Annotated in this window: 9 protein-coding genes; 8 read left to right on the forward strand and 1 reads right to left on the reverse strand. The window is 38.3% G+C overall.

The genetic code is table 11. From position 1 onward, the window contains the following. Nucleotides 1-88: 88 nt before the first annotated feature. The 3 genes from FTX43_RS05510 to FTX43_RS15160 all read left to right on the forward strand — a co-directional run bounded on the left by FTX43_RS05510 (nucleotide 89) and on the right by FTX43_RS15160 (nucleotide 5247). Nucleotides 89-2746 carry a hypothetical protein gene (locus FTX43_RS05510; protein WP_261801557.1) on the forward strand — a complete coding sequence of 886 codons (2658 nt, stop codon included), beginning with the start codon at nucleotides 89-91 and terminating at the stop codon, nucleotides 2744-2746. A 216-nt stretch (nucleotides 2747-2962) separates the two neighbouring features. After that, nucleotides 2963-4357, forward strand: coding sequence for a hypothetical protein (locus FTX43_RS15155; protein ID WP_261801558.1), 1395 nt, complete (start codon nucleotides 2963-2965; stop codon nucleotides 4355-4357). Nucleotides 4358-4614: 257 nt separating this feature from the next. After that, entirely contained in the window at nucleotides 4615-5247 is a 633-nt protein-coding gene (locus FTX43_RS15160; protein ID WP_241763039.1) for a hypothetical protein, read from the forward strand. 249 nt (nucleotides 5248-5496) lie between these two features. Here the strand turns inward: FTX43_RS15160 and def are convergent, their stop codons facing one another. Next, nucleotides 5497-6060 carry a peptide deformylase gene (gene def / locus FTX43_RS05520; protein WP_002309767.1) on the reverse strand — a complete coding sequence of 188 codons (564 nt, stop codon included), beginning with the start codon at nucleotides 6058-6060 and terminating at the stop codon, nucleotides 5497-5499. A 249-nt stretch (nucleotides 6061-6309) separates the two neighbouring features. Between def and rpsO the strand changes: the two genes are divergently transcribed. From rpsO to FTX43_RS05545, 5 genes are all read left to right on the forward strand, one after another. Beyond that, nucleotides 6310-6579, forward strand: a complete 270-nt coding sequence (gene rpsO, locus FTX43_RS05525; RefSeq protein ID WP_002289282.1) for a 30S ribosomal protein S15 — start codon at nucleotides 6310-6312, stop codon at nucleotides 6577-6579. A 187-nt stretch (nucleotides 6580-6766) separates the two neighbouring features. Next, nucleotides 6767-8893: a polyribonucleotide nucleotidyltransferase gene (gene pnp, locus FTX43_RS05530; protein ID WP_002344721.1), complete on the forward strand. Its 2127-nt coding sequence runs from the start codon at nucleotides 6767-6769 to the stop codon at nucleotides 8891-8893. 193 nt (nucleotides 8894-9086) lie between these two features. Next, the gene (locus FTX43_RS05535) at nucleotides 9087-9353 is read left to right on the forward strand and encodes a GlsB/YeaQ/YmgE family stress response membrane protein (protein WP_002293441.1); all 267 of its coding nucleotides are present in this window, start codon (nucleotides 9087-9089) and stop codon (nucleotides 9351-9353) included. 130 nt (nucleotides 9354-9483) lie between these two features. Next, entirely contained in the window at nucleotides 9484-11487 is a 2004-nt protein-coding gene (locus FTX43_RS05540) for a KUP/HAK/KT family potassium transporter (RefSeq protein WP_315970210.1), read from the forward strand. A 215-nt stretch (nucleotides 11488-11702) separates the two neighbouring features. Next, on the forward strand, nucleotides 11703-13004 hold the full coding sequence (locus FTX43_RS05545) for a hemolysin family protein (protein WP_002309763.1): 1302 nt from the start codon (nucleotides 11703-11705) through the stop codon (nucleotides 13002-13004). Nucleotides 13005-13050: the final 46 nt, after the last annotated feature.

Genomic DNA, 13050 nt, shown 5'->3' on the forward strand with positions numbered 1-13050 from the left:
AAAGTATTGTACGCTTTTTTTGTAACATAACTAGCAAGATAATGGGGGCAGATATGAGATGGATCCAAATAAGCAAGATCAAGGAGCGTTGGAAGCACAAAAAATCAAGCTGTATTATAACGAGGTTGGTGAGGAAAAGTTAGATCAATACATAGAGACGCTCGCTTACAGCCTAATTAAATTCATCCGAAACTTTGAGGACTCTGAATACGTATCTGAAAGATTGAAAAAATTTTCTGAAAATTTTTCTGAGAATATTTACACTTACAATCGAAAGTGGCCATTATGGAATGACCTTTACAAAGCAACTCGCTCTTCTGAAGCACTCCATCTAGAAACAATTTTTAGAGATGCAGGATTTAACAAACTTTCCTTCGGTTCGCAAGACTTATCAGTAATATATAAGCAAGCAGAAGAGCTTTTAAACGAAAAAAAAGAAGAGCTGATAGTAGAGATACTAAAGGGAAATCCAAACGTTGAACTGTATATCTCTTATGATCCTAAGGCTGAACAAGGAAAGCTATTAAATAAGAAGCTGAAAAATGGCGAGTATAAAACAAAAGAAGAACGGATAGAAGCTTTAGCAGATGGGTATGAACATCGAGATGAAAAAGCGAAAGATATTGAGAAGGATATCATTCAAGGAGTAGATGAAACGGAAATAGGGGCTATGATACGGCTGATATATCCTCTTGAAAAAACAGTGAGAGATAGAGTGAATTTTTATAAAAACGACCACATAATTTTAGCACCATGGGCTAAAAACAAGGAACTTACTGATCTATGGAGCGGTGTGATTTCACCAAATGAAGAAAAATTCGTGGGATTAAAAGAAAGCCAGATCCATAAGAGTGAACAAGAAAAAATTTTATTGACTTATGGAAACGGAAAAGAATTCAACGCTACTTTTCATGATTTAGAAGAGAAGAATTACAAATGGGAAAGCTGTGAGAAGTATATAGAAATAATTGCAGAAATGTTAGAGGAGAAAAATGGGATACAAGGAAAGCTAAACCAAGATGTTTTTGAAAATTTCGACCAGTATATCCCTTCTACAAAAAGACAAGGACAACTATGGGGAGAATTTCAACGAGTCAGTCGTAAGTTTGAAGAATTCCATTTAGAGAATATAGTAGGATGGGATGAGTTCATGAAAAAAGCGTATCCTGAACAAGGGTTTAAGCATTCCTTGAATCAATGGTTTGGGAAAATGTCAGTAGAACTAGCAAAAGAAAACCCGAAAATAGAACTCGGTGTTTTTTATGATCCAGCTTGGGAAAGCGTAAAAAATTTAGAATTTTATACGCCAATTTCAAAAACAAAATGGAAAAAGCGTGTAGAATCGACAGAGAATGCTATTGCTAAAAAATTGCATCTGGCTGAAACTTCAGATACGTTACACCATTTATATCATAATGAGAGCTCATTAGGTGGTCGGATTTATTATTATGACAGAAAAAATGTGTTGACTAATGTAGCTCCTTGGGCCAAGTCAAAAGAGCTTGGTACAGTCTGGTCAAGAAGTAGTAGAGAAGAGACTTTGACATTTCTACTTCCACAGATGGATGGACAAAGTGATTTATCTGCTTCAATTAAACCGCAAGAGCACCGGAAAATCAGTTTATTTGTGTCAGAAACTGGAAAATATGCAGATGAGGATAATTTTCGACAGAAAAACCCTACAAAAGCAGAGCATACGATAGAGTCTATTGATGGCTATATTTCTGCTACGATAGGTGCAATCTTCAAAAACCAAAGGAAATTTTATGATCCAGATTTCAGACAACATTTTTATGAGAATTTTACAAAATATATCCCATCAGATAAAAAACATTGGGAGCTATGGGACGATTTCCAAAAAGTCAGTAGAAGCTTTGAGGAATTCAAATTAGAAAACATATATAAAAAATTAGATATCAATTTTGAAATACCAATGACGTGGTCTAAGGAAACCCTCATATCCTACTTGTATAAGATTAAAGGGGAGATAGCGGTAGAAATAGTAAAAAGAAATCCCATGACTGAATTGACACTTTTTTATGATCCGATACAAATTTATGCAGCATACGATGTTGTCGGTTGGACTAATTCTGATTATTCTGATTATTATGATAGTGATACTAGCAATTCTAGTGATAGTAGCAGGCGTAGCATAGATATCGATCAATATGCTGATAAGATAGAACGGCGTGGTACTGATAGAGCTGGTATATTAGATATTGAAGAAGAATTTGCAAAAGGAACGGAAAGTGAGAATGAAAAATGTCTTGGTAGGATACTCAGATATGCATTTCACAATAAATCAGAGTTAGAAGGAAGAATTGTTCTGTTTGATCGTCATAAACAAATTGCCGATAGATTACCATGGGAAAAAGAAGAGATTGCAGAAGCGTGGAGAAATGCATGCAAAAGTGTCGTTCTTACACCTAGCATTAATAATGAAAATAAACTTCATGAAAAGAAGGAAAGCGAAACAAGTTTACACCAATCAATAGACACTCAGGTAAAACATCGAAAGAGTCCAGAACAGTTGATAAAAAAACAGCCACAGCAGTTATCGAGTCTTTTAAAAACAGTGGGTATAAGGAATGAACAGCCATCAACAAGCACCGATCAACTAATAAGTGCTTCCACATCCCAAGTTGGACAACAAAGAATGGCACAAATCAGACAGCAAGAAGAGAGAGAAACTTCGGCTAATAAAAAGCCATGTGTACGAGAAATAATAAGATTCTATGAACGTTAAAAAGAGATAGACTTGAAAAAAATGCTAAAAACAATCAAGTAAAAACTAGCTGAAGCAGTTATCTTGTACGAAGAATGACAAGCACCATAAAAAAACACCGAAGAACTGGCGAAATTTAAACGCCAGTTTTTTTGTTTTCAAGAAAAAGGTGTTCGCTTTGTCTGTATGAAAGTAATGTATACTTTTTTATAACAAAATAATGGGGGCGGATATGAAATGAATCCTGAAAAACAAGAAGAACAAAGAATTGGCTTACGTATTGATAAGGAATCTGGGCGTAAGAGATTTGAAGGAGTATACTGTACTGATTATCTAACTGCTATAACAAATACTATGTTCGACCATGCGAAACAGCTTTCTGATAAGAAGTTCCAGCAGCACTTTTTTCAAAACTTCACGGAGTATCTTTCCCCTGAGATCAAAGGATGGGTTTTATGGGACGATTTCCAGAAGGTCAGCAGGAAGTTTGAAGAACTAAAACTAGAGAATATCTATAATAATCTAAATCTAACTGTTGATGGTACATCACAGCTTTCTGAGGAGGAAAGAGTCGAAAGAGTCGACGATTATTTGTACGACTTGAGAGGACAGATAGCCGTAGAAGTAGCAAAAACGAATCCAAGAATCAATTTATACCTTTACTATGATCCTGAACATACACATGCATTTGATGTGCGGACTTCAGATTCTATTTTTGTTAATCACTTAATGACTATAGTAGCAGAATGGAGCGATGGAGTAGCATTTGAAGAAAGACAAGTTGCTAATGGAGGTGAAGAGAGTTATCCCAGTCACACGCTCCGTTATGTTTATCATAACAAAGAAGAACTGGCAGGGAGGGTGTATTTATATGGAGAAGGGTATGATAACAGTATTGTTATGTACGATTTAAAAGGTAAGCTGACTAATATAATGCCTTGGGAAAGAGATAAGGATCTTGCTGTGACATGGAAAGAAGAATGTAGGATTACGAATCTTACGTTGGATCCAGCCTATGCAGCCAATCATTTACAGCAAAGCAGTACAGTAAGGCAAAACAGTGGAGAAGAAAAAGATATAAAAGAATTTGCTGATAAAAATCCAGTGTTTGAAAATGAACTTAGAGAAGGAGAGGAAAAGAATATTCCTTCCACTCCTGACGCTTCTGCTTCTGATCTTAAGATTGTAAACGAACAAGCCAAAAATTTAGAGAGTACTACCCCAAGCAGTACAGTAAGGCAAAACAGTGGAGAAGAAAAAGACATAAAAGAATTTGCCGATAAGAATCCAGTGTTTGAAAATGAACTTAGAGAAGGAGAGGGAAAAAATATTCCTTTCATTTCTTACTCTTATAGTTTTGGTCTTAAGTCTCTAGCTGAACAAGAACATTACAAAAGAATTGCCAGAATTGCCCCAAGCAGTACAGTAAGGCAAAGTGATAATCAAAGGATGTATATGATTTATGGAGAAGAAAAAGATATAAAAAAATTTCTCGATAAGCACCCGATGTTTGAAAAAGAACTTAGAGAAGGAGAGAAAAAAATATTCCTTTCACTCCTTACGCCTATGCTTCTGAATTTAAGTCTAAAAACAAAAAGCTTATTTTGTGGAACGAAATCAATTCAATTATAAATTCTCGTAGGGAATTTCAACCAGAAAACCTTACAATAAGAAAAAATATAGATGCCTGTTTTGAAAAGATAATGTTAGAAGTCGCAAAAGAACGATCTGATATAACGATCGTGATGTGTAACGATTACAGCATTGATAAAGATGTGAGAATTGTCAATGGAAGCCGGATAGACTCACGTGCTGCAGCTCTCCGTTATATTTATCATACGCCAGAGCTTAGGGAGAAAGTAGTTTTCTACAATGGAGCACAAAACAGAATGGCACCATGGGAGGCAAATCCCGAATTATGGAAAGCATGTGTCAAAGACTTTGGCATGGATCTAAGACCAAATGAACAGTTGACTCAGCCAAAAAGTACGGCAAAACAAGACAATAGTACGAGGACAGAGACGCTAGTAGAAATAAATCCTTTGGAAAATAGAGAGGAATCAAAGCAAAAGACAGATCAAACGATTCAGCCAAAAAATACACATCAAGACAAGCCGTCACAACTAAAGGATTTAGCTTCTCGACATAACCATCAATCCTTATCAGATATCATGCAAGCAGCTGATATACAGCATAAAGAAAATAATCAATCAAACAACTGGAAACAAGATAGTCCAACAAAGCAAAATGTAAGTACAAATACACAAAAAGAAATATCGTTGATAAAAGCAGAATCTTGGGCAGACAGCAATGAATCGAAGCGAGTGGGACAGTTAATAAAGACGTGGGAAACTCCCTCCCAAACGACGAGTGCAACCACATTAGATTCAAGAAAACAGGGGTTAGGGCAACTTCTAGAAGACGTAACGACACGTAAAAGTTATCCTTCTGGAGAGAAAAAACAGGTAATTCCCAATAAAGCTTTATCTCTATCCAAGACACAGCCACATCTTGAATTTTGATTTCAGGAAATTTCATTTTAAATTTAGTAGCGAAACATAAAAAAGGGGCTGTGACAAACGACGTGTCACAGCCCCTTTATTCCGAATATGTTCAAAAACTTGCATCTGAGGTAATAAGCCTAACTAAACGAAAAATAGGAAGAGCTATTTTTGTTTGGCTGTTCTTATTACTTGATGCAGGACAGCTTTTTCACAACCTCTTTATAAAGCTTTCTTATGCCATTAGAATCGAAGGATCAATCCAAATCTCTATTCGATCACCAATACGCCTTCTTTTAATGCAAATGGATTTTGATCGTTGATGTGGTCATAGAACATCACACCGTTGATATGGTCGATTTCATGTTGAACGACGATCGATTCATAATTCTTCAAACGAATCTTGTGTTTTTCACCATTCATATCATAATAAGACACAGTGATTTTGGCGTGGCGAACGACATATCCTGGTACTTCTCGGTCAACAGATAAACAGCCTTCGCCTTCCCCTAAACAAGCATCTTGAACAGAATGGCTCAAAATTTTAGGATTATACATAACAGTACTTAGAGAAGGTTCATCTACCTCTGGGTCTGCACTTGGTACGTGAACAGCAATGATTCTTTTAGAAATATCTAATTGAGGCGCAGCTAAGCCAACACCGCCTCGTAAGTGCAATTCTTCAGCTTTGATTGGATCTTGGCTGTTTTTTAAGAACTCAAGCATCTCTTTTCCTAAAGAGAGATCTTCTTCGCTTAATGGAAGAGAAACTTCTTCTGCAACTTCGCGTAAGGTCGGATTTCCTTCACGAATGATATCATCCATTGTAATCATGGAATATGTACCCCTTTCTTAGAAGACTATATTCAAGTCTATTTTCGCATTATAGTTTACCACAAAAATGGAAAAGTAGTAGTAAGATTGTTTGAAAACTACTTTTTCTTAATGATTAACCACTTGATTTCCAGCCCGGTTTCAGGTAAAGTATAGCTGTGTGCTCTAGGCGCACGGCCTGCCACTTGGTTAAGCGAATCACCAACGTTTTACTCAGTCGCAGGGGAATAATCGAAAGAGGTGAAAGAAATGGCAATTTCAAAAGAACGCAAGAATGAAATCATCAACGAATATGCTCGCCATGAAGGGGATACTGGTTCTCCAGAAGTACAAATCGCTGTATTAACTGAAGAAATCAACCACTTGAATGAACATGCACGCGTGCACAAAAAAGACCATCATTCATACCGCGGCCTAATGAAAAAAGTTGGTCACCGTCGTAACTTGTTAGCTTACTTACGTAAAACTGACGTTCAACGTTACCGCGAATTGATCAAACGTTTAGGCTTGCGTCGTTAATTTTAGTCAAAAAGAGTGGGATTCACATGAATCTCACTTTTTTTACTCGTATATCAATTAAGCAAAATTCCGTGATCAAGCTAGATGGACTCCTACTAACCAAATGAAAGCTGCTCAAAAAACGGCTTTCGGCAGTTTTCATTTGTTTAGTAGCGTCTTGCTTTCACGAGAAGGAAAAGGAGAAGTTATGTCAGAAAAACAAGTATTCAAAACGACATGGGGCGGCCGTCCCTTACAAATCGAAGTCGGTCAGCTAGCAAAACAAGCAAACGGAGCCGTTTTAGTCCGTTATGGAGATACAGTGGTCTTAAGTGCAGCTGTGGCCTCTAAAGAAGCAAAAGATACAGACTTTTTCCCATTAACGATCAATTATGAAGAAAAAATGTATGCAGCAGGGAAAATCCCTGGAGGTTTCATCAAACGAGAGGGTCGTCCAAGTACAGAAGCAACATTGACTGCCCGTTTGATCGACCGTCCGATCCGCCCGATGTTTGCGGAAGGCTTCCGTAATGAAGTCCAAGTAACGAACATCGTGATGAGTGTAGAAACTGACTGTTCACCAGCTATGGCAGCGATGTTAGGTTCTTCTTTAGCACTATCAATCTCAGATATCCCATTTGATGGTCCAATCGCGGGTGTAGAAGTTGGTCGTGTAAATGGTGAGTATGTCTTGAATCCAACGGTAGAGCAAGCAGAACAAACAGATATCGAATTAACTGTTGCTGGTACGAAACAAGCGATCAACATGGTTGAAAGTGGCGCGAAAGAAGTTTCAGAAGAAGACATGCTTGGTGCATTGCTGTTTGGTTTTGACGCTATCAAAGAATTAGTTGCTTTCCAAGAAGAAATCGTTCAAGCAGTAGGAAAAGAAAAAATGGAAGTCACTTTACTGCAAGTTGATGAAGTATTGAAAAAAGAAATTTTTGATGCTTCTTACGCTACAATGAAAGCAGCAGTAATGACCGAAGAAAAACTTGCTCGCGAAGAGAACATTGAGCAAGTGAAACTCGATATTCGTGAAGCTTACGCTGAGAAATTTGCAGGTCACGAAGATGAAGATCACTTATTGAAAGAAGTCAAACAAATCACGGAAGATTTAGAAAAAGATGTCGTACGTGAATTGATTACCATCGATAAAATCCGTCCTGACGGGCGTAAATTGGATGAAATCCGTCCATTGTCATCAGAAGTCAGCTTATTGCCACGTGTACATGGATCAGGATTGTTCACACGAGGACAAACACAAGCTTTATCTGCTTGTACACTCGCACCTTTAGGAGAGCACCAAATCATTGACGGTTTAGGGGTTGAAGTCAGCAAACGATTCATCCACCACTACAATTTCCCTCAGTTTTCTGTTGGTTCTACAGGACGTGCAGGATCTCCAGGACGTCGGGAAATCGGACATGGCGCATTAGGAGAACGAGCATTGGCACAAGTAATCCCTTCAGAAGAAGAATTTCCTTATACGATCCGCTTGGTAGCAGAAGTATTGGAATCAAATGGTTCTTCTTCCCAAGCAAGTATCTGTGCTGGCACGTTAGCATTGATGGACGCAGGGGTACCAATCAAAGCACCTGTTGCCGGTATTGCGATGGGACTTGTTTCTGATGGTGAGAACTATACGATCTTAACAGATATCCAAGGGCTGGAAGATCATCTTGGCGATATGGACTTTAAGGTTGCCGGTACAAAAGATGGTATCACTGCTTTGCAGATGGATATCAAGATCCAAGGAATCACAGAACAAATCCTAACTGAAGCATTGACTCAAGCAAAACAAGCACGTATGGAAATCTTAGAAGAATTGACTTCAACGATTGCTGCTCCACGTGAAGAATTAAGCCAATATGCACCAAAAATCGAAATGATCCAGATCGAACCTGCTAAAATCAAAGATGTCATCGGTAAAGGCGGAGACACGATCAATGGAATCATCGATGAAACGGGTGTAAAAATCGATATCGATCAAGATGGAAAAGTAAGTATTGCTTCTGCTGATGCAGAAATGATCAAAAAAGCCATCAAGATCATCGAAGATCTGACAAAAGAAGTCAAAGTCGGTGAAGTTTATCTAGGGAAAGTTGTCCGTATCGAAAAATTCGGTGCATTCATCAACTTGATCAAAGGAAAAGATGGACTTGTCCATATTTCTCAATTGGCAAACGATCGTGTCAATAAAGTCGAAGATGTTGTTAAACTAGGTGATGAGATCCTTGTGAAAGTAACGGAAATCGATAAACAAGGACGCGTAAATCTGTCAAGAAAAGCAATGTTGAATGAAGATGGTTCAACGAAAAACGAAGCAAAATAATTTTAATTCTTATGAATATTGTGTTTTGTGATCAAGAAGTTGACAGGAGAACAACAATTATTCGAAAAAAAGGGAGGTGACGATTTTTGTCATCTCTCTTTTTTTACTGAAGTTTCTTGGTGCATATTTTTGGAGTCCTTCTAAATAAAGCGTAAAATAAAAGTGAGATAAAAGGACGAAGGAGGGGAAGGCTATGCTGAACTTTTTATGGTCGTTGTTTATCGGCGGTGTGTTAGGTTTGATAGCTGGTGCCATTTTGGGAAAGGAGGTCCCAGGTGGTGTATCTGGAAATATCATTATCGGCTTTTTAGGCAGCTGGCTTGGCGAATTTTTACTAGGACCGCTAGGACCGGAACTTGGCGGTTTTTATTTGATCCCAGCACTATTGGGTGCAATTTTTTGCCTTGCGCTTTATTCATTTGTGGCAAGACGTATCAGGGAACGACCAAAGAAAGAATAATTTTATTCAAATAAGTTGACACTTCAGTGTGTTACTTGGATAATTAGAAGCAATTTAGGAAAGCGGGTGTCATGGATAAGAATATCGTCTATCATTCAAGCTTACCTAAAGGATATCCATATAACAAGAAATGAGGGGAAAACGTGGCAACAACGCACAATACCAAAAAATATCAATGGCTGGCCTGCTTGTAGCGATGGGAGTCGTCTACGGTGACATCGGGACAAGTCCGCTTTACGTGATGAAATCGATTGTTGAAGATAATGGCGGATTGACAGGAATTAATCCTGATTTTGTTATCGGATCAGTCTCATTGATTTTTTGGACATTGACTCTACTGACAACGATCAAATATGTCGTGATTGCACTAAATGCAGATAACCATGGGGAAGGTGGAATTTTCTCACTCTACACACTTGTCCGAAAAGGTGGGAAATATTTGATTATTCCTGCAATGATCGGAGGAGCTGCCTTACTAGCAGATGGGGTATTGACCCCTGCTGTGACGGTAACGACTGCGATTGAAGGATTGCGGGGAATTCCGCAGTTTTTTGACCGGTTCGGTAATAACCAGAACGTGATCGTCATTATCACTTTAGTTATTATTTTTGTCTTATTCATGGTCCAACGCTTTGGTACAGATATTGTCGGAAAAGCATTCGGACCAATCATGTTCGCTTGGTTTACTTTTTTAGGAGTAATGGGGTTGCTGAATTTTAGCCAGGATTGGACAGTTATCCGTGCATTGAACCCTTATTACGCAATCCAGCTGCTTTTTAGTGCAGATAACAAATTAGGCTTGTTCATTCTTGGAAATATTTTCTTGGCTACGACAGGTGCAGAGGCGCTTTATTCCGATCTTGGACATGTCGGCAAACGAAATATTCGTTTGAGCTGGCCTTACGTCAAAATTTGTTTGGTCATCAATTATTTTGGGCAGGCTGCATGGTTATTGAATGTTTATCAAAACCCTGAAGCACAGCAAATCAAGAACTTGAATCCATTCTTCCAAATGATGCCTCAAAGTTGGATCGTGATTGGCGTTGCTTTTGCAACAGTTGCTGCGGTGATTGCTTCGCAAGCATTGATTACAGGCTCGTTTACGCTGGTTTCGGAAGCCATCAAGTTGAAACTGCTGCCTCGATTAAAGATCATGTATCCTGGGAACAGTATCGGGCAAATGTATATCCCAGCAGTCAATCTGATTCTATGGATCGCCTGTTCTCTAGTGGTCGTCACATTCCGAACTTCCCATCATATGGAAGCTGCTTATGGTCTGTCGATCACGGTGACCATGTTGATGACGACGGCATTGCTTTACTTTTATCTTATCCAAAATGGGCATTCTCGTTGGTTTGCATATTTAGTTACCTTTTTCTTTGGTGCAATAGAAGTCGTTTTCTTTATCTCAAGTGTCGTCAAATTCTTCCGTGGCGGTTTTGTAGCCGTTCTGATTGGTTTGATCATCTTAGTCGTGATGTTCATTTGGGAACAAGGGAACATTATCCGCGAATCGTCAACAGAGGATGTGTCTTTGAGGGATTATATCCCACAGCTTAAAGAATTACGTGATGATGCTTCTTTACCAATCTATCAGACGAATGTTGTCTTCCTAGTTCCTGATATGGCTGAAGATAAAGTGGGACGACAGTTCATCTATTCGATTTTAGATAAGCGACCTAAAAGAGCAAGAGTCTATTGGTTTGTTCATGTGGAAGTGACGGATGAGCCATATACGAAAGAATATCAAGTAGATATGATGGGCACCGACTTTATTGTCCAAGTGAATCTGTTCTTAGGTTTCAGGGTCCAACAGGAAATTAACGTATATGTTCGCCAAGTCATCCATGATTTGATGAAACAAGGTCGTTTGCCAAAACAGCCACAAAGATACTCTTTGACACCAGGACGGGAAGTTGGCGATTTCCAATTTGTTCTGATTGATGAAGTAGTCTCAAATGTGACAACTCTAGGAAAATGGCAACGTCAAATCATGCAGGCAAAACTGGCAATCAAAAAAATCGCTACCTCGCCAGAAACATGGTTTGGGCTAGAGTACAGCGAAGTAAAACATGAAACTGTTCCGCTTATCATTGGAAATACTCGGAAAACATGGTTGAAAGAGCGGTTGTGAAAGTAGCGCTTTGATCTAAATTCAGCTTTTGAATACCGTTTTTATCAGAGATCATGAAAAAGCTGTTTAGCAACAAGTAACGCAATGCTTTTAATAGGAAGGAGATGTGGCATTTTTCAGCCACATCTCTTTTTTTACTCCTAATATAAATACGCATTATTTTCAATTTTTTTGTAGAAAAAGGGTACAATAGAAAAAGAGAAAGGCGGGAGAATATGGTTATCAATTTCATTATTTTATTTTTGATGATCGCAATTACTTCATTTTTTGTAGCAAGTGAATTTGCTTTAGTGAAAATCAGACGATCAAAATTGGAACAATTAGAAAAGGAAAACGTGAAGAACGCCAAGCTAGCTCTTCATGTTACACACCATTTAGATAATTATTTATCAGCTAGTCAATTAGGAATTACGCTAACCGGGTTGATCATCGGGTGGGTCGGTGAAGGCTCTGTCGCGGCTCTACTGGAACCAGTGATCGGTAAACTACCTTTCAGTTCGGCTATCAGCAGTACAATCTCTGTGGCGCTAGGATTTATTTTAGTGACGTATATCGATGTGGTTATTGGCGAACTGCTTCCTAAGAGCTATAGTATCGTCAATACGGAGAAGGTCGTCTTGTTCGTAGTCAAACCGCTTCATTATTTTTATAAAGTAATGTTTCCTTTTATTTGGGTATTGAATCATTCAGCAGCGGGTCTAGGAAAGCTTTTAGGTGTGCGCCTCGTATCTGAAGGAGAAGAAACCTTGTCTCAAGAAGAGCTGACACTAGTCGCATTGAATTCTTATGAAAAAGGTGAGTTAACCAAAGAAGAATATCATTATTTGGAAAACGTGTTTGAATTTGATGATACCTTGGCAAAAGATATACAAGTAGATCGTACGTCTATGCAAGTATTCGAAGCTTCGGAAACAGTAAAAGAAGCGATAAAAGCTTCGATTGAGCAAGGACATACTCGCTATCCGGTGATTTTAGAATCCAAAGACAATGTTCTAGGTTATGTTACCTTACCAGATTTGATCAAGCAATCTTATAAAGATGACCAACTGACAGTAGAACATTTGATTGAAGAGCCAATCGTAACAACTGAAACAATCCCTATAAAAAAATTATTGACGATCATGCGAAAAAAAGGAAAACATATTGCTATCTTAAAAGATGAATATGGAGGGACAAGCGGCTTAGTAACGATTGAAGATATTTTAGAAGAAATCGTCGGGGAAATCCGGGATGAGACAGATTTGGACGAAGCGTTGATAGCGGAACAGTCAGATGGCTCTTATATCATCTCCGGCAAACTAACATTAGATGATTTTCAACGTTATTTTCATGTAGAGATTCCAGAGTTTGAAGAAACGAATTTTACTACACTTGCGGGATTTGCTTCTAGCCGATATAAAGAAATAAAAGCAGGAACGATCATTGAGATTGCCTCATTCCGTTTCACGGTATTAGAATACCAGCATGCGCATATCGATTATTTCAAAGTAGAGACCATGGAAAGAGATGCAGAATAAAAGAAAAAATGCTGTGACAAAAAATGTCACAGCATTTTGTTATCTA

Origin of the sequence: Enterococcus sp. DA9 (assembly GCF_008000875.1) — a bacterium.
GTDB lineage: Bacteria > Bacillota > Bacilli > Lactobacillales > Enterococcaceae > Enterococcus_B > Enterococcus_B lactis.

Bases quoted from the DNA above. Each gene is read 5' to 3' on its own strand.
- rpsO (WP_002289282.1), top strand. From the start codon at position 6,310: ATGGCAATTTCAAAAGAACGCAAGAATGAAATCATCAACGAATATGCT.
- FTX43_RS05545 (WP_002309763.1), top strand. From the start codon at position 11,703: ATGGTTATCAATTTCATTATTTTATTTTTGATGATCGCAATTACTTCA.
- FTX43_RS15155 (WP_261801558.1), top strand. From the start codon at position 2,963: ATGAATCCTGAAAAACAAGAAGAACAAAGAATTGGCTTACGTATTGAT.
- pnp (WP_002344721.1), top strand. From the start codon at position 6,767: ATGTCAGAAAAACAAGTATTCAAAACGACATGGGGCGGCCGTCCCTTA.
- def (WP_002309767.1), bottom strand. From the start codon at position 6,060: ATGATTACAATGGATGATATCATTCGTGAAGGAAATCCGACCTTACGC.
- FTX43_RS05540 (WP_315970210.1), top strand. From the start codon at position 9,484: ATGAGGGGAAAACGTGGCAACAACGCACAATACCAAAAAATATCAATG.
- FTX43_RS05535 (WP_002293441.1), top strand. From the start codon at position 9,087: ATGCTGAACTTTTTATGGTCGTTGTTTATCGGCGGTGTGTTAGGTTTG.
- FTX43_RS15160 (WP_241763039.1), top strand. From the start codon at position 4,615: ATGGCACCATGGGAGGCAAATCCCGAATTATGGAAAGCATGTGTCAAA.